At 67.6% G+C, this 24,705-nt stretch carries 28 protein-coding genes; 11 read left to right on the forward strand and 17 right to left on the reverse strand.

From position 1 onward, the window contains the following. Nucleotides 1-4 precede the first annotated feature (4 nt). From ACT53M_RS04820 to ACT53M_RS04850, 7 genes are read right to left on the reverse strand one after another with little or no spacing between them, the layout of a single operon-like run. A complete protein-coding gene (locus tag ACT53M_RS04820; protein ID WP_476231845.1) occupies nt 5-607 on the reverse strand; it encodes an SURF1 family protein in 603 nt (200 codons plus the stop codon). After that, on the reverse strand, nt 607-1,008 hold the full coding sequence (locus tag ACT53M_RS04825; RefSeq protein ID WP_476231847.1) for a DUF983 domain-containing protein: 402 nt from the start codon (nt 1,006-1,008) through the stop codon (nt 607-609). The genes ACT53M_RS04820 and ACT53M_RS04825 overlap by 1 nt, the downstream gene beginning before the upstream one ends. Before the next feature lies 1 nt (nt 1,009). After that, a complete protein-coding gene (locus ACT53M_RS04830) occupies nt 1,010-1,894 on the reverse strand; it encodes a cytochrome c oxidase subunit 3 (protein ID WP_476226655.1) in 885 nt (294 codons plus the stop codon). A gap of 33 nt (nt 1,895-1,927) precedes the next feature. Beyond that, complete coding sequence (locus tag ACT53M_RS04835) at nt 1,928-2,467, reverse strand: cytochrome c oxidase assembly protein (protein WP_476231849.1); 540 nt, start codon at nt 2,465-2,467, stop codon at nt 1,928-1,930. Continuing rightward, on the reverse strand, nt 2,464-2,640 hold the full coding sequence (locus tag ACT53M_RS04840) for a hypothetical protein (RefSeq protein ID WP_476226653.1): 177 nt from the start codon (nt 2,638-2,640) through the stop codon (nt 2,464-2,466). The genes ACT53M_RS04835 and ACT53M_RS04840 overlap by 4 nt, the downstream gene beginning before the upstream one ends. Nucleotide 2,641: 1 nt before the next feature. Then, nucleotides 2,642-3,544 carry a heme o synthase gene (locus ACT53M_RS04845; RefSeq protein WP_476231850.1) on the reverse strand — a complete coding sequence of 301 codons (903 nt, stop codon included), beginning with the start codon at nt 3,542-3,544 and terminating at the stop codon, nt 2,642-2,644. Between the two features lie 45 nt (nt 3,545-3,589). Further along, nucleotides 3,590-3,877 (reverse strand): hypothetical protein, encoded by a 288-nt coding sequence (locus ACT53M_RS04850; RefSeq protein WP_476231852.1) that lies wholly within the window; start codon nt 3,875-3,877, stop codon nt 3,590-3,592. A gap of 205 nt (nt 3,878-4,082) precedes the next feature. Here ACT53M_RS04850 and thrC point away from each other — a divergent pair, with 205 nt between their 5' ends. Both thrC and ACT53M_RS04860 read left to right on the forward strand, forming a co-directional pair. Next, complete coding sequence (gene thrC / locus ACT53M_RS04855) at nt 4,083-5,474, forward strand: threonine synthase (RefSeq protein ID WP_476231853.1); 1,392 nt, start codon at nt 4,083-4,085, stop codon at nt 5,472-5,474. Next, the gene (locus ACT53M_RS04860; RefSeq protein WP_476231855.1) at nt 5,471-6,340 is read left to right on the forward strand and encodes a class I SAM-dependent methyltransferase; all 870 of its coding nucleotides are present in this window, start codon (nt 5,471-5,473) and stop codon (nt 6,338-6,340) included. Before thrC ends, ACT53M_RS04860 begins: the two co-directional genes overlap by 4 nt. A 6-nt stretch (nt 6,341-6,346) precedes the next feature. Here ACT53M_RS04860 and ACT53M_RS04865 read toward each other — a convergent pair whose 3' ends face one another. From ACT53M_RS04865 to ACT53M_RS04875, 3 genes are read right to left on the reverse strand one after another with little or no spacing between them, the layout of a single operon-like run. Further along, the gene (locus ACT53M_RS04865) at nt 6,347-6,991 is read right to left on the reverse strand and encodes a heme exporter protein CcmB (RefSeq protein ID WP_476231857.1); all 645 of its coding nucleotides are present in this window, start codon (nt 6,989-6,991) and stop codon (nt 6,347-6,349) included. Further along, nucleotides 6,988-7,557, reverse strand: coding sequence for a heme ABC exporter ATP-binding protein CcmA (gene ccmA, locus ACT53M_RS04870; RefSeq protein ID WP_476231858.1), 570 nt, complete (start codon nt 7,555-7,557; stop codon nt 6,988-6,990). Before ccmA ends, ACT53M_RS04865 begins: the two co-directional genes overlap by 4 nt. Then, nucleotides 7,554-7,958, reverse strand: a complete 405-nt coding sequence (locus tag ACT53M_RS04875) for a metallopeptidase family protein (RefSeq protein WP_476231860.1) — start codon at nt 7,956-7,958, stop codon at nt 7,554-7,556. Before ACT53M_RS04875 ends, ccmA begins: the two co-directional genes overlap by 4 nt. Nucleotides 7,959-8,006: 48 nt before the next feature. On the opposite strand from ACT53M_RS04875, the gene ACT53M_RS04880 reads away from it, so the two are divergent. Beyond that, on the forward strand, nt 8,007-8,300 hold the full coding sequence (locus ACT53M_RS04880; protein WP_476231861.1) for a 4a-hydroxytetrahydrobiopterin dehydratase: 294 nt from the start codon (nt 8,007-8,009) through the stop codon (nt 8,298-8,300). A gap of 12 nt (nt 8,301-8,312) precedes the next feature. On the opposite strand, the gene ACT53M_RS04885 is transcribed toward ACT53M_RS04880, so the two are convergent. Beyond that, nucleotides 8,313-9,101, reverse strand: a complete 789-nt coding sequence (locus ACT53M_RS04885) for an SDR family oxidoreductase (protein ID WP_476231863.1) — start codon at nt 9,099-9,101, stop codon at nt 8,313-8,315. A gap of 60 nt (nt 9,102-9,161) precedes the next feature. Between ACT53M_RS04885 and ACT53M_RS04890 the strand changes: the two genes are divergently transcribed. Genes ACT53M_RS04890 through ACT53M_RS04905 form a run of 4 tightly spaced genes read left to right on the forward strand, consistent with a single transcriptional unit; the run spans nt 9,162 to nt 14,978 of the window. After that, on the forward strand, nt 9,162-9,929 hold the full coding sequence (locus tag ACT53M_RS04890) for an ATP-binding cassette domain-containing protein (protein WP_476231864.1): 768 nt from the start codon (nt 9,162-9,164) through the stop codon (nt 9,927-9,929). Next, nucleotides 9,926-11,449, forward strand: coding sequence for an ABC transporter permease/substrate-binding protein (locus ACT53M_RS04895; protein ID WP_476231865.1), 1,524 nt, complete (start codon nt 9,926-9,928; stop codon nt 11,447-11,449). Before ACT53M_RS04890 ends, ACT53M_RS04895 begins: the two co-directional genes overlap by 4 nt. Before the next feature lie 44 nt (nt 11,450-11,493). Beyond that, complete coding sequence (locus ACT53M_RS04900; RefSeq protein WP_476231867.1) at nt 11,494-13,947, forward strand: glycoside hydrolase family 3 protein; 2,454 nt, start codon at nt 11,494-11,496, stop codon at nt 13,945-13,947. Further along, complete coding sequence (locus ACT53M_RS04905; protein ID WP_476231868.1) at nt 13,944-14,978, forward strand: aldose epimerase family protein; 1,035 nt, start codon at nt 13,944-13,946, stop codon at nt 14,976-14,978. The genes ACT53M_RS04900 and ACT53M_RS04905 overlap by 4 nt, the downstream gene beginning before the upstream one ends. A gap of 152 nt (nt 14,979-15,130) precedes the next feature. On the opposite strand, the gene ACT53M_RS04910 is transcribed toward ACT53M_RS04905, so the two are convergent. The 3 genes from ACT53M_RS04910 to ubiA are packed head-to-tail and all read right to left on the reverse strand — an operon-like array spanning nt 15,131 to nt 18,207. Further along, nucleotides 15,131-15,904: a 3'(2'),5'-bisphosphate nucleotidase CysQ gene (locus tag ACT53M_RS04910; protein ID WP_476231869.1), complete on the reverse strand. Its 774-nt coding sequence runs from the start codon at nt 15,902-15,904 to the stop codon at nt 15,131-15,133. Next, entirely contained in the window at nt 15,897-17,243 is a 1,347-nt protein-coding gene (locus ACT53M_RS04915) for a TldD/PmbA family protein (protein WP_476231871.1), read from the reverse strand. Before ACT53M_RS04915 ends, ACT53M_RS04910 begins: the two co-directional genes overlap by 8 nt. A 31-nt stretch (nt 17,244-17,274) precedes the next feature. After that, nucleotides 17,275-18,207, reverse strand: coding sequence for a 4-hydroxybenzoate octaprenyltransferase (gene ubiA, locus ACT53M_RS04920; protein WP_476231872.1), 933 nt, complete (start codon nt 18,205-18,207; stop codon nt 17,275-17,277). Nucleotides 18,208-18,314: 107 nt separating this feature from the next. Here ubiA and ACT53M_RS04925 point away from each other — a divergent pair, with 107 nt between their 5' ends. Beyond that, on the forward strand, nt 18,315-19,025 hold the full coding sequence (locus ACT53M_RS04925) for an EF-hand domain-containing protein (RefSeq protein WP_476231873.1): 711 nt from the start codon (nt 18,315-18,317) through the stop codon (nt 19,023-19,025). A gap of 9 nt (nt 19,026-19,034) precedes the next feature. Here ACT53M_RS04925 and ACT53M_RS04930 read toward each other — a convergent pair whose 3' ends face one another. Then, nucleotides 19,035-19,601: a carboxymuconolactone decarboxylase family protein gene (locus ACT53M_RS04930; RefSeq protein ID WP_476231875.1), complete on the reverse strand. Its 567-nt coding sequence runs from the start codon at nt 19,599-19,601 to the stop codon at nt 19,035-19,037. 156 nt (nt 19,602-19,757) lie between these two features. Here ACT53M_RS04930 and ACT53M_RS04935 point away from each other — a divergent pair, with 156 nt between their 5' ends. From ACT53M_RS04935 to ACT53M_RS04945, 3 genes are all read left to right on the forward strand, one after another. Next, nucleotides 19,758-20,498, forward strand: coding sequence for a 16S rRNA (uracil(1498)-N(3))-methyltransferase (locus tag ACT53M_RS04935; RefSeq protein WP_476231876.1), 741 nt, complete (start codon nt 19,758-19,760; stop codon nt 20,496-20,498). Nucleotides 20,499-20,554: 56 nt separating this feature from the next. Beyond that, nucleotides 20,555-21,931, forward strand: a complete 1,377-nt coding sequence (locus tag ACT53M_RS04940; protein ID WP_476231878.1) for a glutamate--cysteine ligase — start codon at nt 20,555-20,557, stop codon at nt 21,929-21,931. A 120-nt stretch (nt 21,932-22,051) separates the two neighbouring features. Then, on the forward strand, nt 22,052-22,399 hold the full coding sequence (locus ACT53M_RS04945) for an endonuclease domain-containing protein (protein ID WP_476231879.1): 348 nt from the start codon (nt 22,052-22,054) through the stop codon (nt 22,397-22,399). Between the two features lie 36 nt (nt 22,400-22,435). Here the strand turns inward: ACT53M_RS04945 and ACT53M_RS04950 are convergent, their stop codons facing one another. Further along, nucleotides 22,436-22,918: a hypothetical protein gene (locus tag ACT53M_RS04950; RefSeq protein WP_476231880.1), complete on the reverse strand. Its 483-nt coding sequence runs from the start codon at nt 22,916-22,918 to the stop codon at nt 22,436-22,438. 114 nt (nt 22,919-23,032) lie between these two features. After that, a complete protein-coding gene (locus ACT53M_RS04955; protein ID WP_476231882.1) occupies nt 23,033-24,601 on the reverse strand; it encodes an aldehyde dehydrogenase (NADP(+)) in 1,569 nt (522 codons plus the stop codon). Nucleotides 24,602-24,705 lie beyond the last annotated feature (104 nt).

Here is a 24,705-nt window from a genome sequence, read left to right on the forward strand (position 1 = left end):
GCGGCTAGCGCCGCCGCAGCGCCAGCAAATAGATGATCACCGCCACGCCGGCGAACAGGAACCACTGCACGGCATAAGCAAGGTGGTTGTTGGGCACGCTCGAAAGGTCCGGCCGTGCGGTGGCCGCCAGCCCGAGCGCGGGGGTGGCAGCGACGAGCATCAGAGGCTTGGGGCTGGAATCGAACAGCGCGACGATCAGCGGGCGGTGGTCGGGCGCATGGGTGATCGTTCCCGCGACCGTGCCGCCCTGCCAGCTCGGCCGGAACATCGGGTCGCGCGCCACGCCCATGTCGAAACGCAGCGGCGCGCCCGAGGGCGTGCGGCACAAGGCGATCTGGCGCCAGCCCTGCCCGCCCGCCGCGCTGCGCCCGCCCTGCCGCTCCCAGCCGGTAACGGCAGCGCAGGTCGCGCTTGCGCGACGGAACAGCAGCGCCATGTCCGTCTCGCCCCCCGCCAGCGTTACGGGGGGAAGGTCGAGATTGGCGGCATAGCGGGCAAGCGCCGCTTCTTTCTCGGCACGGCGCTGCAACTGCCAGACGCCCAGCGCCACCATCGCAGCAACGGCGAGCGCGACGATCAGCGTGGGGAGCAGCGGCAGCCGTCGCATCAGTCCTGGCGCAGCCGCCCTTCCTGCGCCTTGTTGCGATATTCGAGCGCGAGCAGCAGGCCCTTGGCCACCCGCAGCGTCAGCACGGTCAGCAGCGCGGTCAGCGGCACCCACAGCAGGATATGGACATACCAGGGCGGCTCGAAGCTGAATTCCACCCACAGCGCCAGGATGGTGATGATCGTGCCGATACCCAGCGTCAGGAACACCACCGGCCCGTCCCCGACGTTGAAGGCCCGGAAATCGAGCCCGCACGCGGAACAGCGATCGGCAAAGGCAGTGAAGCTGCGAAACAGCGTCTTGGCGCCGCAGCGGGGGCAGCAGCCATAGAGGCCGGAAGCAATCGGGGGAGGCAGCGCGGCGCTGCCTCCCCCGGGCGTGTTCGGATCGGGTTGGCTCACGTCAGCCGGCGTGTACCGGCGCGCCCCAGCCGCCCCAGACATAGATCGACGCGAACAGGAACAGCCACACCACGTCGACGAAGTGCCAGTACCAGGCAGCGGCCTCGAAGCCGAAATGCTGGCGGGGCGTGAAATCGCCGCGATAGGCGCGGACCAGATTGACGATCAGGAAGATCGTGCCGACGATGACGTGGAAGCCATGGAAGCCCGTCGCCATGAAGAAGGCGCCGCCATAGCTGGAGCCGCCCGGACCGGACGCCGCGAAGGGGAACGGTGCTTCCATATATTCATAGGCCTGGAAGCAGCTGAACGAGAGGCCGAGCACGATCGTCAGCCACAGCCCCTTCTTGACGCTGTCATTCTCGCCGACGCCGAGCACGCCCCACAGGCCCTTCATCTCGCCGCCGCGTTCATTGTGGATCAGGCCGTGATGCGCCCAGGTGACGGTGCAGCCCGAGCAGAGCAGGATCAGCGTGTTGAGCAGCGGGAACTGCCAGGCGTTGAGCACTTCCATGCCCTTGGGCGGCCAGGTGCCGCCGACCGCCTCGACATGCGAGGGGAAGAGCGAGAAATCGAACCAGGCCCAGAACCAGCCGACGAAGAACATCACTTCGGAAGCGATGAACAGGATCATGCCGTAGCGCAGGTGGAGCTGCACGATCGGCGTGTGATCGCCGGCATGCGCTTCCTGGATCACCTTGCTCCACCAGCCGAACATGGTGAGGACCACCATGGCGAGGCCGGTGAAGAACACCAGATTGGCATTGGGCACCTTGTTCATCCACAGTGCCCCGCCCGACGCCATGATCAGCGCGGCAGCCGACCCGAACAGCGGCCAGATGCTGGGGGGCAGGATGTGGTACTGGTGGTTTCTCGCTCCAGCCATTCGCTCTTCCTATGCCTTGTGTTTGGTCAAACTCTAACCCGGTGTTTTCTCCGAATCCACAGGATAAAATGTATAGGAAAGCGTGATCTCTTCCACGTCGCGCGTGTCCGGATCGTTGAGGATCTTCGGATCGACATAGAAGATCACCGGCATCCGCACCGTCTCGCCGGGCTTCAGCGTCTGCTGTGTGAAGCAGAAGCACTGGATTTTGGTGAAATATTTGCCGACCTGGGACGGCGTGACGTTGAACGTCGCAGTACCCGTAATGGTATGGTTCGACTGATTGGTTGCGGTGAAGAACGCCATGTCGCGCCCGCCGATGTCGATGGTGTCGGCGCGACGTTCGGGCACGAATTTCCACGGCAGCTTGGGGCTGACATTGCTGTCGAACGCCACCGTGATCTTCTGCCCGGTCGCCCCCGGCGCGCGCAGCCCGCGCTGGGTGGTGCCATTGAGGCCCGTCGCCTGGCAGAACATGCGGTAGAGCGGCACGGCGGCAAAACCCAGCCCGGTCATGCCGCACACGAGCAGCGCGGCAAGCAGGCCGACGCGCAGATTGCGGCCGATCTTCATCCGCCGTGTCCGATCTTCATCTTCACGATCGAAATCGCGAACACCAGCACCACGAATCCGCCGAGCAGCAGCGCCATCACCCGCGCGCGCGCCATTTGCCGCGCGCGAACCGCCTCCGCCTCGGCCTTGGGCGTGGCGGGGCGGCGAATCAGGTCATCCTCTCTGTCTGTCATTTTATAGCCACCTGTCGATCACCAGCGCCCCGAATAGCACGAACAGATAGAGGATCGAGAATTTGAACAGCCGTTTTTCGGGGACCATCTTGTCCTCCGGCTCGGTGCGGCGCGTTGCCACCTGCACCGCCATCGCCAGGAAGATGCCCGACATCACTGCCGCCGTCAGGCCATAGACCATGCCGGTCAGCCCCAGCGGCCAGGGCGCCGCGGCTGCCGCGATCATCGGCAGGGTATAGAGGCCGATCTGGATGCGCGTGCTGCGCTCGCCCGCCACCACCGGCAGCATCGGCACGCCGGCATTGGCATAATCGGTCTGGACGAACAGCGCGAGCGCCCAGAAATGCGGCGGCGTCCACAGGAAGATCAGCAGGAACAACAGGATCGGCAGCGGCGCGACGCTGCCCGTGGCCGCCGCCCAGCCGATCAGCGGCGGAAAGGCGCCGGCCGCGCCGCCGATCACGATATTCTGCGGCGTCCGGCGCTTCAGCCAGATCGTGTAGACGAAGACATAGAAGAGGATCGACGCTGCAAGGATCAGCGTCGCGGTCAGGTTGATCGCGAAATACATCAGCGCCAGGCTGAACCCGGCCAGCCCGACGCCGAAATGCAGCGCCGATTCGCGGTCCATCCGCCCGTCGGGCAGCGGCCGGCCGCGCGTCCGCTTCATCTTCGCGTCGAGATCGGCCTCATACCACTGGTTGAGCGCCCCTGCCGCACCGGCGCCCAGCGCGATGCACAGAATCGCCGTGAAGCCCAATACCGGGTGGATCGGCACCGGCGCGGCCAGCATGCCGCACAGGCCGGTGAACACCACCAGCGTCATCACGCGCGGCTTGGTCAGCGCAAGGAAATCGCGCCAATCGGCGGGAAGGGCGGGATTGGCGTTGGCGGCAGACGTCATCGGCGGAGCTATACGGCGCCGCGCCGGTCCGCGAAAGATGGCGCGTCAGCCAAGCCGCCGGGCATTGGCCCGCACCTTGCGCCGATAATGGCGAAGCGCCTGGCCTGCCTGGCCATGCGGGGTGCTGCCCAGCCGGCCGGTAGCCGCCGCGAGCTGCAATTCCCACGCCGCCTGCATCTTTTCCGCCACCATCCGCTGTGCCTCGGCCGTGGCGGCAGGGCCACCGGCCGCAAGCTTCGCCATGCGCAGGCCGATTACGGTGGAGGCTTCCAGCCCCAGCATCCAGGTGTCGAGGCCAATCTTCATCCAGTCGGCGGCATTGGGATTGCGCATCGTCGGTCTCCGATGGGGAATGTCGGGGAGCAGAACGCGCCGGCGGCAGATATGGCGGCGCGGTAAAATTGTTTTCCTCCCCTCCCTGCTTCGCAAGGAGGGGAGCGCAAATTACGAGCGAAGTGATTTCTGCCCCAGCCGCACCACCCCCGCCCCCAAGCACAGCTATCTTGTCGCGCCGCGCCCGCATCGCTAACCCCCGCCCATGCAATATCAGAGCACCCGCGGCGCAGCGCCGCTGCTTGGCTTTCGCGACGTGACCATGGCTGGCCTTGCCAGCGATGGCGGTCTGTACGTGCCGACTGCCTGGCCGAGCTTTTCCGCAGAGGCGATCGCGGCGATGCGCGGCCTGTCCTATGTCGAAACCGCCGTCCGCGTGATGCTGCCCTTTGTCGAGGGCGATCTTTCCGAAGACGAACTGCGGGCGCTGTGCACCCAGGCTTACGGCCGATTCTCGCACGCCGCAGTCACGCCGCTGGTGCAGCTGGACGAACAACACTGGCTGCTCGAGCTGTTCCACGGCCCCACCCTCGCCTTCAAGGACGTGGCGCTGCAGCTGCTCGGCCTGCTCTTCGAGAAGTTCCTGAGCGGGACCAACCAGCACATCACCATCGTCGGCGCGACCAGCGGCGACACCGGCAGCGCGGCGATCGATGCTGTCGCCGGGCGGATGGGCGTCGACATCTTCATGCTCCACCCGCAGGGCCGCGTATCCGACGTGCAGCGCCGCCAGATGACGACGGTGCTGGCCCCCAACGTCCACAACATCGCGATCGAAGGCAGCTTCGACGATGCCCAGGCGCTGGTGAAGGCGATGTTCAACGACGCCGATTTCTCCGGCCGGTTCCAGTTGAGCGCCGTCAATTCGATCAACTGGGCGCGGCTGATGGCGCAGGTGGTCTATTATTTCTACGCCGCCGTCCGGCTGGGCGCGCCCGAGCGGCCGGTCGCCTTTTCGGTGCCGACGGGCAATTTCGGCGACGTGTTTGCCGGCTATGTCGCCGCGCGCATGGGCCTGCCGGTGGCGAAGCTGGTCGTTGCCACCAACGTCAACGACATTCTCCACCGCGCGCTTTCCGCCGGCGACTATTCGGCGGGCACCGTCACCCCCACCGCCGCGCCGTCGATGGACATTCAGGTAAGCTCGAATTTCGAGCGGCTGCTGTTCGACCTGGCCGGCGCGCCGGTCGCCGAGCAGATGCGCGGTTTTGAGGCGACCAAGGCGATGCGGCTCACCAACGCCCAGCAGCAAGGCGCCGCCGCGCTGTTCGCCAGCGACAGCATCGATGCCGCGACGATGAACGAGGCGCTGCGCTGGGCACATGCCGATACCGCGCAGTTGATCGACCCGCATACGGCAATCGGCCTTGCCGCGGCGCGCCGCGCGGGGCTTGCTCCTGATGTGCCGGTGGTGACGCTGGCGACCGCGCACCCCGCCAAGTTCCGCGAAGCCGTGGAACGCGCCACCGGATCGCGCCCGCATGTGCCCAGCCGGCTGGGCGACCTGTTTGAGCGGCAGGAGCGCTATGACGTGTTGCCAGCGGAGTTTGGCGCAATCACCGGCTATATCGCCGAGCGCGCCCGCGCCCGGGCATGAAACTCGTCACCCTCACCGGCGAGCCCTGGGGCGACTATGGCCTGATCGATTCGGGCCATGGCCGCAAGCTGGAACGCTACGGCGCGTATCGCTTCATCCGGCCCGAGCCGCAGGCGATGTGGGCGCCCGCCTCGGCCGACTGGGATGCGCATGCCGAATTCGTGCCGGGCTCCGACGAGGATGGCGGCGGCCGCTGGGAGTATCTGAAGCCCACCCCGCGCGAAGGCTGGCCGCTTTCGTGGCGCGAGGTGCGCTTCACCGCGCAGACCACGCCGTTCCGCCATCTGGGCTTCTTCCCCGACATGGCACCGGTGTGGGACTGGATGCGCGGCCGGATCGCGGGGATGGAGAGCCCTGAGTGCATGAACCTGTTCGGCTATACCGGCGTCGGTTCGCTGGCGCTGGCGGCGGCGGGCGCAAAGGTCACGCATGTCGATGCCTCCAAGAAATCGGTGATGGAAGGCAAGGCCAATGCCCAGCTATCCGGCATGGCCGACAAGCCGATCCGCTGGATGATCGACGATGCGATGAAATTCACTGCGCGCGAGGTGCGGCGCGGGCGGCGCTATGACGGGATCATCCTCGATCCGCCGAAATGGGGCCGCGGCCCCAATGGCGAGGTGTGGAAACTGGAAGAAGGGCTGCCCGGCCTGATTACCGATGTCGCGAAGCTGCTCGACGCGGATTCGCGCTTCCTGTTCCTGACGGTGTATGCGGTGCGCATGTCGGCGCTGGCGATCGGCGAGCTGGTGCGCCAGGCGATGGACGGCAAGGGCGGTACGGTCGAAGCCGGGGAACTGACCGTGCGCGAGGAAGCACGCGGGCTGGAACTGCCGACGGCAATTTTCGCGCGCTGGAGCCGCTAGGCTTCCTCAGCTCCGCCCGATCCGCATCGCCATGCCGGCGACCCAGGGACAACCCGCGACCAGCAACAGGCTGATCGCGGCGAGGAGCTTGAACGCGCCCGGCTGATCCCCGGTCGCGCCCGCGCCGAAGATCAGCAGCGGCACGGCAAAAGGCAGCATCACCAGACCGGCGAGCGCCCCGGCCCCGCGCAGCCCGGCGACCAGCCCCGCCGTCACGATACCCAGCGCGGCAAGGCCCGGCGTGCCTATCGCCAGCCCCAGCAGAATCGCCGTCAGCGTTTCGACCGGAACATGCAGCAGGGCGCCCGCTACCAATGTCGCTGCGAGTAGCGCAGGCGCGAAACCCAGCCAGTGGCCGGTCATCTTTGCTGCGGCGACCAGCGTGTCGGACAGCCCGCGCGCCACGAACTGGTCGAGCACGCCGCTGTCGGCATCGGGCGCAATCAGCCGTTCGACCGGCAGCAGCGCCGCGAGCAGCGCCGCCGCCCAGATCACCCCGCCGCCGATCCGCCCCAGCAGCTTTGCGTCGGGCCCGACCGCAAAGGGAAACAGGATCGCCACCAGCAGGAAGAAGGCAACCGGCATCACCAGCCCGCCGCTGCTCCAGGCGCGGCGCAGTTCGCGCCAGACGATCGCGACAAAGGCGTTCACAGCTGCACCGCCTGCGCGCCGGGCAGCGCGATGGGCAAATGGGTGGCGACCAGCACAATGCCGCCCGCCGCGCGATGGTCTGCGATCAGCCCCTCGAGTACCCCGACCGATGCCACGTCGAGCCCGTTGGCGGGCTCGTCGAGCAGCCAGACCGGGGCGCCGCTTGCCAGCACTCGCGCCAGCGCAGCGCGGCGGCGCTGGCCGGTGGAAAGGAAGCGCACCGGCACCTGCGCCAGATGGCTGAGCCCGACTGCGGCGAGTGCCGCGGCGACGTCCCCGCCCTGCCCGTCGATCCGCGCCCAGAAACCCAGGGCGGTCGCAACGCCCAGTTCGGGATCGAGCGCCGCCGCCTCGCCCAGCAGCGCCCGTGCGCCCTCGCCGCAGACTTGGCCCGCAGCGGGCGGCAGCAGCCCGGCGGCGATGCGGATCAGGCTGGACTTGCCCGCGCCGTTGGGCCCCACCACCTGCGCCGCCTCGCCCGGCGCCAGCACAAAGCTGACGCCCTCGAACAGCAACCTGCCGCCGCGTATGCAGGCGACGTCGTCAAAGGTCAGAGCCGCGCTCAATCGATCGAATCTTCAATCGCGTGCATGTCCTCGTCGGACAGGCCGAAATGATGGCCGACCTCATGCACCACGACATGGTTGACCAGCGCGGAAAGCGTCACGCCGGTCTCGACCCACTCGTCGAGGATCGCACGGCGATACAGGTGGATCCGGTCAGGCATCGCCCCCGATTCGAACGCGGATTTTTCGCCGAGCGGACGGCCATGATACAGGCCGGTGAGCTGGAAGGGATCCTCGATGCCCAGCGCGTCCAGCGTTTCGTCATCGGCAAATTCTTCGACGATCAGCACGACATCGGCCAGGTGCCGCTGGAACGGCTCCGGAATCCGGGCGAGCGCAGCGCGCGCCAGCGCTTCGATCGTTGCCGCGTCGGGCGGCGTGGTTGGAGCTTGCCCCTGCATCGCCAAACCCATAGGCGGAGCAGGGAATAGGGAGCAAGGAGGCTGATCATGGTGGGGCGTCTGACTGATGGGCTGCGCAACGAATCGCTGGCCGCGCTGCCGGACTGGACCTTCGTGCCCGACCGCGAGGCGATCACGCGCCGCTTCACCTTCGCCGATTTCAATCAGGCCTTTGGCTTCATGGCGCGCGTCGCGCTGCTAGCGGAGAAGGCGGACCACCACCCCGAATGGTCGAACGTGTGGAACCGCGTCGACATCCTGCTGACCACGCACGACGCCAACGGGCTGTCGATGCGCGACATCCAGCTTGCCCACGCGATCGACGCGCTGGTCGCGGGCTGAACGGTAGCCCTTTTATCGCGCCAGCCGGCTGCGGCGGTTCTGCTTGCGCAGCGCACCGGGCATCCAGCGGGCGGCGAACCACATTCTGCGCGCGGTCTTGCCGACGCGGGTGTGGATCTGCTCGCCATGCACCGCCGCCCAGGCAGCTTCGGCCACAGCGTCGACAGGCGTGATCTCCAGCCCCGCCGCCGTTACCGATTCACGGATCAACTTGTTCGTCCCGGGCGATGGCTGGTCGAGCAGCGGCGTGTCGATGAACGACGGCATCAGCGTGCGCACCTTCACCCCGGCAGCGGCCCATTCCGCGTCGAGCGATTCGGCGAGCCCGCGCACTGCGAACTTCGTTGCCGAGTAAATGGCCGCCCCCGGCGCGCCATAAATGCCGGCGGCCGAGCTGGTGATCAGCATCACCGATCCCGGCGTGCGCGCCAGAAAGGGGAAGCCGGCATGCGCGCCATGCACCACGCCCATGAAGTTGACGGCGTTGCAGCGTTCGAGATCGGCCGGATCGCTGCTCGCGAATTCGCCGCTCACGGCAATGCCGGCATTGTTGAACAGCACATCGATACGGCCGGTATCCGCGGTGAACGCCGCCAGCACCTCGCCCCAGGCGGCGCGGTCGCGCACGTCGAGCGGATAGGTCAGCGCCATGCCTGCCGGCAGCATCGCCGCGGTGGCCGCCAGCCCGGACTGATTGACATCGGCAAGACCGACACGCCAGCCGCGTGCAGCGAACAGCGTGGCCACTGCCCGGCCGATTCCCGACGCACCGCCCGTGATGAAAATCGCGCGTTCCGCCATGTTTCTCGCTCTCCCCTGTTTCTTTGACCTTTCCGGCAGCATCCCGCACAACCGTCCGTGATGCCAGCGCAAACGCACCGCGTTACCTTCAAAAATGTCAGCAAGCTGTATGCGAGCGGCACGCGGGCAGTCGACGACGTCTCGCTGGACATAGAAGGCGGCAGCTTCGTTGCGCTTGTCGGCGCGTCGGGATCGGGCAAATCGACGCTGCTCAAGATGGTGAACCGGCTCGTCGCGCCAAGCGCGGGAACGGTGCTGATCGACGATGCGCCGGTTACCGCCGAAGCGCCGCACCTTCTGCGCCGCCGGATCGGTTATGTCTTCCAGAATATCGGGCTGTTCCCGCACCTGACGGTCGGGGAGAATGTCGCGATCGGCCCGCGGCTCGCGGGCGAACGGCTGTCGAAAACCGAAATCGCCGACCTGCTGCAACTGGTGGACCTGCCGCCGGAAATGGCCACGCGGATGCCCGATGCGCTTTCGGGCGGGCAGCGCCAGCGCGTGGGCGTGGCGCGCGCGCTGGCGGGGCGGCCGGGCCTGTTGCTGATGGACGAGCCGTTCGGCGCGCTCGACCCTGTCACCCGCGATGCGCTGGGCAAGGCGATCCGGGCGCTGCACGACCGCATGGGCCTTACGACGATACTGGTCACGCACGACATGGCCGAAGCGCTGCTGCTCGCCGATCGCGTGCTGGTGATGGCGCAGGGGCGAATCGTCGGCGACGCCAGCCCCCGCGACCTGCTCGCCGGCAAGGGAGGCCCCGAGGCCGATGCTCTGGTGGCAGTGCCGCGCGAACAGGCACAGCGGCTGGCGGGGTTGGCCGAATGACCGCCGCTTTCGCCCGCGTGCCGGAATTGCTGGCGCAGCATCTGCTGCTTGCGCTGGCAGCGCTCGCACTGGGTCTGGCGATCAGCCTGCCGCTGGCCGTGCTGTCGGCGCGCAGCCGCGCCGTGGCGCGGGTCGCGCTGGGGGTGGCGAGCCTGATCCAGACGATCCCCGGCCTGGCGCTGCTCGCGCTCTTTTACCCGCTGCTGCTCTGGCTGTCGCGGCTCGCAGGGGGCGGCATCCCGGCGCTGGGCTTCCTGCCGTCACTGCTCGCGTTGACGCTGTATGCGGTGCTGCCGATCCTGCGCAACGCCGTCACGGGGCTCACGACACTGGATCCCGCCGTGGTCGAGGCGGCGGACGGCATGGGTATGACGCGCTGGCAAAAGCTGCGGCTGGTCGAAGCGCCGCTGGTCGCGCCGGTGGTGATGGCCGGCATCCGCACTGCCGCCGTCTGGACCGTCGGGGCGGCGACCCTGTCCACCACCGTCGGCCAGCCGAGTCTGGGCGACCTGATCTTCGCCGGGCTGCAGACGCAGAACTGGGCGCTGGTGCTGGCCGGGTGCATCGCGGCGGCGGGGCTGGCATTGGCGGTCGACGGACTGTTGGGCCTGGCAGAATTCGGTATCGCCCGGCGGCGGCGCGGGCTGGTGTGGCTCAGCCTCGGCCTGCTCGCCGCCGGTACACTGGCGGCACTGGCGCCAGCCTGGCCGGCAGCGCGTGGCACCGTCACGGTGGGCGCCAAGAATTTCTCCGAGCAATATATTCTGGCCCGGCTGGTGGGGCACCGGCTCGAAGCGGCGGGATACCGGGTCCGCTATCGCGAGGGGCTGGGATCGGCAGTGGCATTCGATGCGCTGGCGAGCGGCGCGATCGACGTTTATGTCGACTATTCGGGTACGCTCTGGACCGGGCAGATGCACCGCCGCGACGTGCCCCCCCGCGACGCCATCGTCCGGGGCGTGGCCAACTGGGCGCGTGCGCAGCATGGCGTGACGCTGCTGGGATCGCTCGGGTTCGAAAATGCCTATGCCTTTGCGATGCGTGGTGACGATGCGCGGCGGCGCGGCATCACCAGCCTCGCCGATCTGGCGCCGATTGCACCCACCGTGCGCTTCGCCACCGACATCGAATTTCTGGAACGCCCCGAATGGGCCGCGGTGGAGCGCGCCTATGGCCTGCGCTTTGCCGATGCCCGGCCCTATCAGCCGACCTTCATGTATCGCGCGCTGGCGAGCGGTGCTGCGGACGTGATCTCCGCCTTTTCCTCCGACGGGCGGATTGCTGCGCAGCATCTGGCCGTGCTGCACGATCCGAAAGGCGCGATCCCGGGCTATGACGCAATTGTGCTGCTGGCCCCGCGCCGCGCCGGCGACACGCGATTCCAGGCGGCGTTGCGGCCGCTGATCGGCGCGATTTCGGTCGAAAAGATGCGCGAAGCCAATTACATGGTGGATCGCGATACGGACAAGACAAGCCCGGACTCGGCGGCGCGCTGGCTGGAACATGGACTCCGCCGCTGATTTCAGGGTAACGCTACCATTACAAAAATTCTGGGAGAGATAGGATGCGCGTCAGGCTGAAGCTGTTGCTGACCACCACCCTGCTGGCTGCCACACCGGCGTTCGCCCAAACGGCACCGACAACGCTGTCTGGAATCGCCCATCCGGAGAAATGGCCCGCCACGAAAAGCCTAGGCCTGATCGACCCCTCCACCGAGAAGTTCGTCACCGAACTGATGACGAAGATGACGCTGGAGGAGAAGGTCGGTCAGATGATTCAGGCCGACATTGGCAGCATCAGGCCCGAGGATCTGGCGACCTACCCGCTGGGCTCGATCCTGGCCGGCGGAAGCTCGCCGCCGCTCGGCGCACCCGACCGTTCCCCACGCGGACCATGGCTGGCAACGGCGCAGGCCTTCCAGAAGGCAGCGCTCGCCCGCAAGGCTGGCCACACCCCTATTCCGATCATGTTCGGCATCGATGCGGTGCACGGCAACAACAATGTCGTCGGCGCGACGCTCTTCCCGCACAATGTCGGTCTGGGCGCGACGCGTGACCCGGCGCTGATCGAGAAGATCGGCCGCGCCACGGCAGAGGAAACCAGCGCGGTCGGCATCGACTGGGCGTTCGGACCGACCCTCGCGGTGCCGCAGGACGAGCGCTGGGGCCGCGCCTATGAAGGCTATTCCGAAGACCCGGATGTCGTGCGCAGCTATTCGGGCGCGATGATCCGCGGGCTGCAGGGGGCACCCGGCACCAGGGACCGGCTCCAGAAGGGCTATGTCGCAGCCTCCGCCAAGCATTTCCTGGGCGATGGCGGCACGTTCGGCGGGCAGGACCAGGGCGACACCCGCGTTTCCGAAGACGAACTGATCCGCATCCACAATGCCGGCTATCCGGGCGCGATCAACGCCGGCACGATGACGGTGATGGCCTCGTTCAGCAGCTGGAACGGCGTAAAAATGCACGGCAACAAGTCGCTGCTCACGGATGTGCTGAAGGGCAGGATGGGTTTTGCCGGCTTCGTCGTCGGGGACTGGAACGGTCATGCCCAGGTGCCGGGCTGCACTGCCACCGATTGCGCGGCGACGTTCAATGCCGGGCTCGACATGGCGATGGCGCCGGACAGCTGGAAGGGCCTGTACGAATCGACCATCGCCCATGTGAAGGACGGCACGATCCCGATGGCGCGAGTGGACGATGCGGTGCGCCGCATCCTGCGCGTGAAGGTGCAGATGGGTCTGTTCAACCCGGCCCGCCCCTATGAGAGCAAAGCCGAGATGGTCGGCGCCCCCGAGCACCGTGCGATCGCACGGCAAGCGGTGGCCAAATCGCTGGTGCTCCTGAAGAACAACGGCGTGCTGCCGGTGAAGGCGAGCGCGAACGTGCTGGTCGCGGGTCCGGGTGCCGATTCGATGGCGCAGCAATCGGGTGGCTGGACGCTGAGCTGGCAGGGCGACGGCAACCCGAACTCGATGTTCCCCAATGGCGAGACGATCTTCGCCGGCATCCAGGCGGCAGTGAAGGCGGGCGGTGGCACGGCAACGCTTTCGCCCGACGGCAGCTTCACGACGAAACCCGATGTGGCGATCGTCGTGTTCGGCGAGGAGCCCTATGCCGAAATGCGCGGCGACGTGCGCACGCTGGAGTTTCAGCCGGGCGACAAGCAGGCACTTGCGCTGCTCAAGAAACTGAAGGCGGCGGGCGTACCAGTCGTGTCGGTATTCCTTTCGGGCCGGCCGCTCTGGGTAAATCCGGAACTCAACGCCTCGGATGCGTTCGTCGCCGCCTGGCTGCCGGGCAGCGAAGGCGCGGGGGTGGCCGATGTGCTGATCGGCGACAAGGCCGGCAAACCGCGCCGCGACTTTACCGGCAAGCTCGCCTTCAGCTGGCCCAAGAATGCCGGCCAGTTCACGCTCAATCGCGGCGAGCCGGGTTATGATCCGCTGTTCGCCTTCGGCTATGGCCTCAGCTATGCCAAGCCGGGTACGGTCGGCACGCTGAGCGAAGTCGCGGGCGTCGATGCCTCGCTGGCCAATACCAGCATCTTCTTCGCCAAGGGCGTGACGCCGGCGCCGTTCTCCTTCGCCACCGACAGCGGCATCACCCGCAAGCCCGTCGACGGCCCGGCGACGCAGGAAGGCGCGCAGCAACTGACCTGGCCTGCTGGCACGGCGACACTGCGGATCGGCGGCAGCCCGCTTGATCTCGGCCGCGAGACCAATGGCGACCTGTCACTGCGCCTCGTGTACCGCGTCGATGCGGCGCCGACGGGGCCGGTCCAGCTCTCGATGGACGGCGGCACGTCCGGCGGCGCGATCGACGCGACCAGCCTGTTCACCGGCAAGCAGGGATGGCAGACGGTGAATGTGCTGCTCAAATGCTATCAGAAGAACGGTGTCGATATGACCAAGGTGACTGCCCCGGTGGTGCTGCGTGCCAGCGGCCCCTTCACGCTCTCGCTCGCCGAGGCGAAGATCGTCTCTGACCCCAACGCATCGATCTGCCCGAGCAAATGACCGCGATCGAGGTCGTCACGCTCGCGCGCGGGCCGTTCCGCGCGCAATTGCTTACTCTGGGCGCCACGCTGCACCGGCTGGAGGTGCCCGATCGGCACGGGCGGTCCGAGAATATCGTGCTCGGCTATGCCGATCTCGAAGACTATCGCCGCCAGCCGCCGCGCTATTACGGCGCGGTCGCAGGCCGTTATGCAAACCGCATCGCCGGGGGGCGGTTCACGCTCGACGGCGAGACGTTCCAGCTCACCACCAACGAAGGCGGCAACAGCCTCCATTCGGGGCCGGACGGGTTCGACCAGCAGCATTGGACGGTCGAGGCGCAGACCGGATCGTCTGTCACATTCCGCCTCGACAGCCCGGACGGGTGGAACGGCTTTCCCGGCGCACTGACCGTGCGCGTCCGCTATGCGCTGGAGGAAGACGGGCTGATGGTCGACTTCACCGCGACGTGCGACCGCGCAACGATCGTCAACCTGACCCAGCACGCCTATTACAACCTGGCCGGCGAGGCGAGCGGGACGACGATCCTCGACCATATGCTGCAACTGCCGGCCAGCCATATGACGCCCACCGACGCGGCGCTGATCCCCACGGGTGAACTGGCGGATGTGACCGGCACGCCCTTTGACTTCCGCCATCCCAAACCGATCGGCCGCGACATCGACGCCAACGACGCGCAGCTCGCGCTCGGCAAGGGCTATGATCATAATTTCGCGATCGACGGGCCGGCGGGCGCGCTGCGCCTTGTGGCTACGCTGTTCCACCCGGGCTCAGGCAGGGTGATGGCGCTGCATTCCACCGAACCGGGGCTGCAACTCTATAGCGGCAATTATCTGGCAGATGGCGCACCGGGGACCAGCGGCACCATCTATCCGGCACGGGCCGCCCTGTGCCTGGAGCCGCAGAAATTCCCCGATGGCCCCAACCACCCCCATTTCCCGTCAGCGCGGCTGGAGCCGGGGCAAGTCTATCGCCACGAAATGGCGCTGCGGTTCCGGGTGGCGGACGGGGTGGACACGGCGTTCGGATAAGAGCGCAAAGCGATCACCCTCACCCTTCCCACCGCCTTCGGCGGCGGGCCCCTTCCCTCTCCCGAGGGGAGAGGGAGCTTCAGCACCTCTCCCTTTGGGAGAGGGAGGGGCCCGTCGCGCCAGCGATGGGAGGGTGAGGGTGGCGAATTCTACTAACGCTTGCCTGGCTCGGCGCGGTCCGCGAGCCGCTCCACCGCTGCCGCATGGATGCCAGGCGCGGTGGCGAGGACGCCATAGGCTTCCCCCGACGGCGTGTTGAAGGACAGCGGCTGCCCCAGCGCGTCCGTCACCGCCGCACCCGCCTCCCGCGCCAGCAGCACGGCGGCGGCGATGTCCCATTCATGGCCCCAGCGCAGCGTCGCGACCAGATCGGCCTTACCCGCTGCGACCATTGCGATGCGCAGCGCAATCGAATTGGGCTTCGGCACCATTACCAGATCGCGGTCGACCTTGGGCAGGGTATCGGCGGGCACGCGCGCGCCCGCCAACTGGCTGCGCACAGCCGCCGCCAGTGCCAGGCCGTTGCACCGCGCGCCGGCGCCCCGTTCCGCCTGCCACACTTCGCCGCGCGCCGGCGCATCGAGCACGCCGATCACCGGCTGGCCATTTTCGACCAGCGCGACCGACACCGCCCAGCCGGGCCGCCCGCGCAGATAGTCGCGCGTGCCGTCGATCGGATCGACAACCCAAATCCTAGGCGCGTCCAGCCGGGCGGGATGGTCGACCGTCTCTTCCGAAAGCCAGCCGGCCTCCGGCAGCAACTGCCCCAGCCGGTCACGCAGCAATGCATCCACTTCCAGATCCACCGCGCAGACCGGATTGCCCGGCGCCTTCTCCCAGCGCGCGAAATCGGTCTGCCAGCGGCGCATCGCCAGCCGGCCCGCCTCCGCCGCGATTGCGGCGACCTGGGCGGCCAGTTCAGGCACCGGCGAGCGTCATACCGTCGATGCGCAGCGTCGGCGCGTTGATTCCGAAGCGGAACTCCAGATCGTTGGCGGGGGTGAGCGCGCGGAACATATCCTTCAGATTGCCGGCGATCGTCACTTCGGAAACGGGCACCGTGATTTCGCCGCCCTCGATCAGGAAGCCCGCCGCCCCGCGGCTGTAATCGCCGGTCACGCCGTTGACGCCCTGGCCGATCAGCTCGGTGACGTAGAAGCCATGGGCGATGTCGCCGATCATCGTTTCGGGCGGGATGCTGCCCGCCTCCATATAGAGATTGCTGGGCGCCACGCCCGGCGCGCCGCCGACGCCGCGCACCGCATGGCCGGTAGGCTCCATCCCCAGCTGGCGCGCCGCAGCGCTGTCAAGCAGCCAGGTTTCCAGCATACCGCCATCGACGATCTTCATCGGCCCGACCGGCAACCCCTCGCCGTCGAACGACCGTGACCGCAGGCCGCGCGGGCGGTGGGGGTCGTCGATGATGGTGACGCCGCTGTCGAAAATCTGCGTGCCCAGCGCGTCGAGCAGGAAGCTGGTGCGCCGCGCGATCGCCGACCCGCTGATCGCGCCAAGCAGATGGCCGAGCAGGCCCGAAGAGACACGGCGGTCGAACACCACCGGCAGCGGACCGCTGGCAATCTTGCGCGGATTGAGCCGCGCCACTGCGCGCTCGCCGGCGCGGCGGCCGACAATCTCGGGCGCTTCGAGCATCGCCGCATGGCGCGCCGAATGATGGGCATGGTCGCGCTCCATCCCGCTCCCGCTGCCGGCGAGCACACTGGCGGACAGACCGTGGCTGGTCTGCGCCTGGGCGGCGGCAAAGCCATGGCTGGTGGCGATGGCGAAGATGCTGCGGGTGGCGCCGGCGCTCGCGCCTTCGGAATTGGTGACGCCGGGCACGCCGCGCGCGGCCTCTTCGGCGGCCAGGCTGAGCGCCTTCAGCGTCGCAGGATCGACCTGCGCGCCGTCGTCCAGATCGAGATGCGGCGGGGTGCCGTGGAGCAGCCGGTCCTGCGGGGCGAGACCCGCCCAGTGATCCTCGGGCGCCTCGCGCGCCATGGCGACGGCGCGTTCGACCAGCATGTCCATCGCGCCGCTGCTCAGGTCCGAGCTGGATACGCTGGCCGAGCGCTGGCCGACGAACACGCGCAGGCCGATTTCCTCGCTTTCGGAACGCTCGACATCTTCGAGTGCGCCCATGCGGACGGACACCGACAGGCTCGCATCGGCGGCGAACACGACATCGGCGGCATCGGCGCCGCCGCGGCGGGCGCGGGCCACCAGATCGGCGGCAAGGTCGCGGGCTTGGCTTTCGGTCAGCATCGTGGGGACTTAGGGATGCGGCCCCGTAACGTCAAAGCCCGCTCATCCCCACGACGAAGCAGGCCGCGACCATCAGGAAACCGGTGTCGCGATTGGCGCGGAAGCGGCGCAGCGCATTGGCGCCGTCGTTCGGTTTCAACGTCACGATCTGCCAGCACAGATGCAGCGCCGCCGGTAGCAGCGCGGCAAGCGCCAGCGGATCGGGCCGGACGGTCCAGAAGGCGATGCCCCACAGCCCTACCGCCCCCAGATAGAAAAGCGCGGTGCCTGCGCGGACATGCCGCCCCATCGCCCGCGCCGAGGAACGCACACCGACCAGAGCATCGTCTTCCACATCCTGCAGGGCATAGATGGTATCATAGCCGATCACCCACAGGATCGTGCCCGCATAGAGCCAGAATTTCGCCGCCGCGCGCGCGGCGAACACCCCCTGCCAATCACCGGCGACGAAGCCGACCAGCGCGCCCGATCCGAACACGATGCCCAGAAACGCCTGCGGCCACCAGGTGATGCGCTTCATGAACGGATAGGCGGCGACAACCGGCAGCGTGGCGATCGACCACAGCTTGGCCGGCCAGGGCATCGCCAGCCATGCGACCAGCCCGCATGCGAGTAATGCCAGCAGCCAGGTCCAGGCCGCGCGCACCGATACTGCCCCGCTGGGCAGCGGCCGGTTGCGCGTCCGCTCGACCTGCGCATCGAGGTCGCGATCGACAATATCGTTATAGACGCAGCCCGCGCCCCGCATCGAAATGGCGCCCAACAGCATCGCCGCGATCAGCCACCAGTCGCCCTGCGGCAGGCCCGACAGCAAAGCCCCCCAGGCGCAGGGCAGGAACAGCAGCCACCAGCCGATCGGCCGGTCGAAGCGGGCGAGCAGCGCATAGGGGCGCCACGCGGCGGGCAAATAGGCGAGCAAGCCGCGATGCTCGCTATCGGGAACGATCGGGGGGGCAGCAGTCATGCCGCGCCTGCTGCCACAATCCGCACCGGCACGCCCGACATTTTTCGGCACACGCTTGCGACAATTTTCCGCTAGCGGAATGATTCGATTCGCCAGGGAGGGTAAAAATGCGCGCATTCTTCGTTGCCGGTCTGATGATCGCCGCCACGGGTGCGGCGCATGCGCAGGACAATCCGCCGCCGCCCCGGCCGCATGGCGGACTGTTCATCAGCCCGATGGGCGAGCCCTTTCGCGGCATGCAGGACGGCGTGGCGCCGCAGGACGCCTGGTTCAATGGTGCCGACGCCAACCATGACGGCGTGCTGACGCTCGACGAGTTTCAGGACGATGCGATGCGCTGGTTCAAGAAGCTCGACCGCGACGGCGACGGCGAAATCGACCCGACAGAAATCGACTATTACGAAACCGTGCTGGTGCCCGAAGTACGCGGCGGCGGTTTTGACACGGGCGGCCCCACGATCGGCGAAGACGGCCAGGCCCGCGCCGCCGATATCGGCTCGACCGTCATCATGAGCGGCGTTGCGCGGTTCGGCTATCTCAACATTCCCGAACCGGTCAGCTCGGCCGACACCAGCCTTAATGGCGGCGTGACGGTGGCAGAATTCATGGCTGCAGCGAAACGCCGGTTCGATCTGCTCGACGCCGACCATGACGGCAAGATCACCAAGAAGGAACTGCCCGAGCTCCACGCCGGCGCGATGCGGCGCGGCGGTCGCGGCGGCGGCGAAGGCCATAGCGGTGGCGGCCGCCGCGGCGGTGGCGGGCATCGCGGCGGCGGCAGCATGGGCGGGTCGATGGGCGGCGGCTACGGGGGCTGATCCCCGCGCCTATTCGCGTTCGGGCACCGGTACGTTGAAGCCGTTGAGCGTCACCGACACCAGACTGTAGAGCCCCACCAGATAGATGAGTTCGTTCGCACCGTGCTGGCCGAAAGTGTCGACAGCCAGCCGGTAGCAGGGCTCGGGCAGCACGCCGCCGTTGACGAGCGCATAGGCCACGTCGAACGCGACATTTTCCTGGGCGTCGAGGTCGGCCGGCTTGAGCCCGGCGCATAGCGCGGAGATCCGCGCAGGCGACATCGCCTCGCGTTCGGCCACGGCGACATGCGCGTAGATTTCGTACGCGGCATCGAAATGGGCGCCGGTGACGAGGATCGCGACCTGCCGGGCCGGATCGGGCAGCGTCGCTTCCATCGACATCGCCTTGGTCAGTTCCCAGATCGCGCCGCCGATCCGCGGCTCGTGCAGCCAGGGGTTCCAGGGACCGAGCAGGCTGCCATCCTCACCAACCGCGACGAAGGCGTTGAAGTTGGAGGAAATGCCGCGCTTCATATCCTCGTAGAGCGGCTTCTGGACATCGGAGAGCTGGTCGGGGTGCAGGAGCGGCAGACGCATGGGGTGCAATCCTCGGCTGGGTGCGGCGGATGTGCCGCGCTGCACAAATGCTATACCGGGTGATAGGCTCCGGCCATTGTACGGTGGGAGGGGAACGCGCGCGCGGGGGATCGCGCGCATGGACGAACCCGCCCGCCCCCGGCTACAGCGCAATCCATGCCCGCAACACCCGCCTGGCCACCGCAATCCGCCCCCCGCCTCTATGTCGAGCCGCCGCTCGAACCCGGCCCGCGCCGGATCGAAGGACCGCAGGCGCATTATCTCGCGCAGGTGATGCGGATGAAGCCGGGCGAGGCAGTGAAGCTGTTCGACAATGCGAATGGCGAATGGCTGGGCGTGGTCGCGCAGGTCGGCAAGCGCGACCTGATCCTCGACGTGACCGAACAGCTTCGCCCGCTCGAAGCGGTGCCGAATCTGTGGCTGTGCGCCGCGCCGATCAAGAAAGGCCGCATCGACTGGGTGGCGGAAAAGGCGTGCGAGCTGGGCGTCGCACGGCTGGTGCCGGTGCTCACGCGGCGGACCGTGATCGACCGGCTCAACCTGGAGCGGCTGACCAGCCATATGATCGAGGCGGCCGAGCAATGCGGCCGCACTGCCCTGCCCGAACTTGTCGAGCCGGTGAAGCTGCCCGCGCTGCTGCGCGACTGGCCGGCGGAGCGCGCCTTGTTCTTCGCCGACGAAACCGGCGGCATACCCGCACTGGAAGCGATGCGCGCCCGCCCCGGCCCGGCGGCGATTCTGGTCGGCCCGGAAGGCGGGTTCGACGCGGAGGAACGCGCGGCGATTCGCGAGCTGCCACAGGCGGTGGGCATTGCGCTCGGCCCCCGCATTCTGCGCGCCGAGACCGCTGCTGCGGCGGCAGTAACGCTCTGGATGGGCGCCGCCGGAGACTGGTAACCGACCGGTACAAAAATCCACTGGCGCTCCTTCGCGGGCCTCGCTAAGGGCGCGCCATGAGCACGAAGACCGACACCAACAGCAACGCGGCGGTCATCGAGGATCGTGCCCAGCTCGTCGAATATTTCGCCCGCGGCGAAAAGCCGACGGAGCGCTGGCGTATCGGCACCGAGCACGAGAAGTTCGTCTATTGGATGGACGGCAGCCACCGCGCGCCCAGCTATGAAGAGCGCGGCGGTATTCACGCACTACTCATCGGCCTGACTGAATTTGGCTGGAAGCCGGTCTATGAGGGCGAGAACATCATCGCGCTGTCCGGCGCCGACGGCACGATCAGCCTGGAGCCGGCCGGCCAGTTCGAACTCTCCGGCGCGCCGCTGGAAAACCTGCACGAAACCTGCGCCGAAACCGGCCGCCACCTGAAACAGGTGAAGGCGGTGGGCGACCGGCTGGGCATCGGCTTTCTCGGGCTGGGCATGTGGCCGGACAAGACCCGCGGCGAGCTGCCGATCATGCCCAAGGGCCGGTACGACATCATGCTGCGCCACATGCCGCGCGTCGGCTCGCTCGGGCTCGACATGATGCTGCGCACCTGCACGATCCAGGTGAATCTGGATTATGCCAGCGAAGCCGACATGGCGAAGAAGTTCCGCGTCGGACTGGCGCTGCAACCGCTGGCGACTGCGCTGTTCGCCAACTCGCCCTTCACCGAGGGCAAGCCCAACGGCTATCTCTCCTATCGCAGCCATATCTGGTCGGACACCGATCCGGCGCGCACCGGCATGCTGCCCTTCGTGTTCGAGGACGGCTTCGGCTATGAGCGCTATGCCGACTATGCGCTCGATGTGCCGATGTACTTCGTCTATCGCGACGGCAAATATATCGACGCGGCCGGCCTCAGCTTCCGCGACTTTCTGAAGGGCGAGCTGTCGGTCCTCCCCGGCGAACTGCCGACGATCGACGACTGGGCTGACCATCTCTCCACCGCCTTCCCCGAAGTGCGGATGAAACAGTTCCTCGAAATGCGCGGCGCCGATGGCGGCCGCTGGGGCCGCATCTGCGCGTTGCCGGCGCTGTGGGTGGGCCTGCTCTACGATCAGGGCGCGCTGGATGCCGCCTGGGATCTGGTAAAGGGCTGGTCGATGGAAGGCCGCGAGGCGCTGCGGAACGCAGTGCCCAAGCTGGCGCTCGACGCGCCGCTGCCCGGCGACGGCAAGCTGGCGGACATCGCCGGCGAAGTGCTCGACATCGCCAGTGCGGGGCTCAAGGCGCGGGGCCGGCTGAACGGCGCGGGCGACAATGAATCAGGCTTCCTCGATCCCCTGCGCGAGATCGTGCGGACCGGCAAGGTGCCGGCGCAGATACTGCTCGATCGATACCATGGCGACTGGCAGGGCGACATCACCCGCGTCTATGGCGAGGCGAAGTTCTGACACACACATCCTCCCCCGGAGGGGGAGGGGGACCAGCCGCAGGCTGGTGGAGGGGTAGCGCGCCGCATGCTCCACGGTCCGAAACGCACGCAGTCGCTTGCAGCCGAACTGCGCCGAACCATGAGCCTTCCGGAAGTGCTGTTGTGGCAGGAACTTCGCAAAAGGCCCGCAGGATTGCGGTTTCGGCGACAACATCCCGCCGGGCGTTATGTGCTCGACTTCTTCTGCGCCCGGGCAACGCTGGCGGTTGAAGTCGACGGCGAGGCCCATGCGCGGGGCGACCGCCCTCTGCGCGATGCGGTACGTGATGACTGGCTTCGCTCAAACGGCATACGGCTTCTCCGCATACCGGCCGCCGAGATTTTGGGGGACGTTGCCGCCGTCGTTCAACATATTGTCGTCACAGCCGGTGGAGAGTACCCCTCCACCGGCTTCGCCGGTCCCCCTCCCCCTCCGGGGGAGGATTGAAACCTGCGCATATCCCCTTGGCTACGTCCATTCGACCTACCGGGGCTGATGTGCCTCAGGCCTCGCTCGATCGAACGTGTACTCCTGACCGGTGCTTACATCCATCAGACGCACGGCATTGGGAGCGTCGCTGCCGACAAGCGGCAAGTACAGCGGAAACTTGTCTGCTTCATACACGACCCTGCAACCGGAATCGTCTCGGCGGACACCAATCATGTGCGGGGACAATACCGCAATGTCGTTCTTGCGGCGCTCCAGCACGTAGCCAATGCTCGCCCGGCCGAAGGTAAGGTTCCCGTTGTGGAGGCGCAGCATGCCGCAATCGGTGTTGCGATATTCCCCATTGGCGTAGCTCGCGGGAATAGGATTGGGAGGGAAGAACCAACTACACAGGACGAGGACCAGCCCCCCACAGGCCGCTATGCCGATGGTGAGCATCAGCATCCTGTCCCTGAGATAATCCGCGCCCGCATCCATTCCTGCATGCTCGCATATGAAGTGCGCGATCAGCAAGGTCATGCTGTCAGGCCCGCTCACCCTTCCCGCCGACTGTGGCTGCAGGACCTCTCCCTCTCCTTGCGAGAGAGGAAGGAGCGCCGAAGGCGTGGAAGGGCAAGGGGTCTTAGAGGAGCCTCAAACGGTCGGCTTACCGTCCACCCGCGCGGGCACACCCGCACCGTCACGCACGTCGACCGGCAGCAGCGCCTCCGGCAGGTCCTGGTACGACACCGGCCGCAGATAGCGGTCGATCGCGAGCGTGCCCACAGAGGTGCTGCGCCCGTCCGAAGTGGAGGGGAACGGCCCGCCATGGACCATCGCGTCGGTCACTTCCACGCCGGTCGGCCAGCCATTGGCGAGGATGCGGCCGGCCAGCCGCTCGAGCGACGGCAGCAGTTCCTGCGCGATGGCGACGTCGCCTTCGTCGAGGTGCAGCGTGGTGGTCAGCTGGCCTTCGAGCAGCGCCACGACCTGCTTCAGCTCCTCGACACTGGTGCAGCGCACCAGCAGCGAGGTCGCGCCGAAGATTTCCTCGGCGTGGCTCGGATCGGCGAGGAAGTCCGCGCCGGTCATGGTGAACAGCGCACCGCGGCCGCAGGTCGGCCCCTGCGGCTCGACGCCCTGCGCGATCTGCTTCACGCTCGGCGCCGATGCCAGCTTGGCCACACCGGTTTCATAGGCCTTGTGGATGTTCGGGGTGAGCATCACCTGCGCGGGGGCGCCGGTCATGGCTTCGGTGGCGGCGGCGAGGAAGCGCTCCAGCGCCGGGCTCTCCAGCGCCAGCACGAGGCCCGGGTTGGTGCAGAATTGGCCTGCGCCCATCGTCACCGATGCGACATAGCCCTTGCCCAGCGCCTCGGCACGCGCTTCCAGCGCGGCCGGCAGCAGGAACACCGGGTTGATGCTGCTCATCTCGGCATAGACGGGGATCGGCACCGGGCGGCTCTGCGCAATGCGGACCAGCGCCAGACCACCGCCGCGCGAGCCGGTGAAGCCGACCGCCTTGATGCGCGGATCGCGCACCAGCGCCTCGCCCAGTTCATTCGCGATGCCGGCGACCATCGAGAACACGCCTGCCGGCATGCCGGTCTTCTCCACCGCGCGGGCGATGGCGGTCGCGACCAGCTCGGCCGTGCCCGGATGCGCCGGGTGGCCCTTCACCACCACCGGGCAACCGGCAGCAAGCGCCGAGGCGGTGTCGCCACCGGCGGTCGAGAAGGCGAGCGGGAAGTTCGAGGCGCCGAACACCGCGACCGGGCCAAGCGGCACCATGCGCAGGCGCAGGTCGGGCTTGGGCAGCGGCGCGCGATCGGGGATCGCATGGTCGATGCGGACGCGGAGATAATCGCCGAGGCGCAGTTCCTTCGCGAACAGGCGCAGCTGGCCGGCGGTGCGGCCGCGCTCGCCCTGCAGGCGGGCCTGCGGCAGGCCGCTTTCCTGCATCGCGCGCTCGATCAGTTCGTCGCCCAGCGCCTCGATTTCCTCGGCAATCGCTTCGAGGAACCTGGCGCGCTCTTCGCGCGGCAGGCTGGAATAGGGCAGGAACGCAGCTTCTGCAGCGGCGCAGGCGGCGTCGACATCCTCGAGCGTCGCGACGCTGAAGCTGGGTTCGATCTCGCTGCCCGTCGCGGCGGCAACGGCGCGGAAGCCGGCGTCGCGGGCGACGCGCTTCGATGCGATGAACAATTCTCCGGTCAGCGCCATCTTAGCTCTCTCCGATCCCGTAATGAAGTTAGCGGTAACAATGCCCCGGCGACTTAGGCTCTGGCCACGCGCCGTTCAACCGCCAACACCCGATGGCGCGCGCA

The sequence above is a fragment of the Sphingomonas sp. DMC6 genome (genome assembly GCF_056314225.1).

Excerpts from the sequence above, each read along its gene's own strand:
- ACT53M_RS04875 (WP_476231860.1), bottom strand. The coding sequence starts at position 7,958 with ATGCAGGGGCAAGCTCCAACCACGCCGCCCGACGCGGCAACGATCGAA.
- ACT53M_RS04880 (WP_476231861.1), top strand. The coding sequence starts at position 8,007 with ATGGTGGGGCGTCTGACTGATGGGCTGCGCAACGAATCGCTGGCCGCG.
- ubiA (WP_476231872.1), bottom strand. The coding sequence starts at position 18,207 with ATGACTGCTGCCCCCCCGATCGTTCCCGATAGCGAGCATCGCGGCTTG.
- ACT53M_RS04940 (WP_476231878.1), top strand. The coding sequence starts at position 20,555 with ATGAGCACGAAGACCGACACCAACAGCAACGCGGCGGTCATCGAGGAT.
- ACT53M_RS04860 (WP_476231855.1), top strand. The coding sequence starts at position 5,471 with ATGAAACTCGTCACCCTCACCGGCGAGCCCTGGGGCGACTATGGCCTG.
- ACT53M_RS04895 (WP_476231865.1), top strand. The coding sequence starts at position 9,926 with ATGACCGCCGCTTTCGCCCGCGTGCCGGAATTGCTGGCGCAGCATCTG.
- ACT53M_RS04820 (WP_476231845.1), bottom strand. The coding sequence starts at position 607 with ATGCGACGGCTGCCGCTGCTCCCCACGCTGATCGTCGCGCTCGCCGTT.
- ACT53M_RS04830 (WP_476226655.1), bottom strand. The coding sequence starts at position 1,894 with ATGGCTGGAGCGAGAAACCACCAGTACCACATCCTGCCCCCCAGCATC.
- ACT53M_RS04850 (WP_476231852.1), bottom strand. The coding sequence starts at position 3,877 with ATGCGCAATCCCAATGCCGCCGACTGGATGAAGATTGGCCTCGACACC.
- thrC (WP_476231853.1), top strand. The coding sequence starts at position 4,083 with ATGCAATATCAGAGCACCCGCGGCGCAGCGCCGCTGCTTGGCTTTCGC.
- ACT53M_RS04945 (WP_476231879.1), top strand. The coding sequence starts at position 22,052 with ATGAGCCTTCCGGAAGTGCTGTTGTGGCAGGAACTTCGCAAAAGGCCC.
- ACT53M_RS04915 (WP_476231871.1), bottom strand. The coding sequence starts at position 17,243 with ATGCTGACCGAAAGCCAAGCCCGCGACCTTGCCGCCGATCTGGTGGCC.
- ACT53M_RS04955 (WP_476231882.1), bottom strand. The coding sequence starts at position 24,601 with ATGGCGCTGACCGGAGAATTGTTCATCGCATCGAAGCGCGTCGCCCGC.
- ACT53M_RS04885 (WP_476231863.1), bottom strand. The coding sequence starts at position 9,101 with ATGGCGGAACGCGCGATTTTCATCACGGGCGGTGCGTCGGGAATCGGC.
- ACT53M_RS04950 (WP_476231880.1), bottom strand. The coding sequence starts at position 22,918 with ATGACCTTGCTGATCGCGCACTTCATATGCGAGCATGCAGGAATGGAT.
- ACT53M_RS04835 (WP_476231849.1), bottom strand. The coding sequence starts at position 2,467 with ATGAAGATCGGCCGCAATCTGCGCGTCGGCCTGCTTGCCGCGCTGCTC.
- ACT53M_RS04935 (WP_476231876.1), top strand. The coding sequence starts at position 19,758 with ATGCCCGCAACACCCGCCTGGCCACCGCAATCCGCCCCCCGCCTCTAT.
- ACT53M_RS04890 (WP_476231864.1), top strand. The coding sequence starts at position 9,162 with ATGCCAGCGCAAACGCACCGCGTTACCTTCAAAAATGTCAGCAAGCTG.
- ACT53M_RS04925 (WP_476231873.1), top strand. The coding sequence starts at position 18,315 with ATGCGCGCATTCTTCGTTGCCGGTCTGATGATCGCCGCCACGGGTGCG.
- ACT53M_RS04845 (WP_476231850.1), bottom strand. The coding sequence starts at position 3,544 with ATGACGTCTGCCGCCAACGCCAATCCCGCCCTTCCCGCCGATTGGCGC.
- ACT53M_RS04900 (WP_476231867.1), top strand. The coding sequence starts at position 11,494 with ATGCGCGTCAGGCTGAAGCTGTTGCTGACCACCACCCTGCTGGCTGCC.
- ACT53M_RS04930 (WP_476231875.1), bottom strand. The coding sequence starts at position 19,601 with ATGCGTCTGCCGCTCCTGCACCCCGACCAGCTCTCCGATGTCCAGAAG.
- ACT53M_RS04905 (WP_476231868.1), top strand. The coding sequence starts at position 13,944 with ATGACCGCGATCGAGGTCGTCACGCTCGCGCGCGGGCCGTTCCGCGCG.
- ACT53M_RS04840 (WP_476226653.1), bottom strand. The coding sequence starts at position 2,640 with ATGACAGACAGAGAGGATGACCTGATTCGCCGCCCCGCCACGCCCAAG.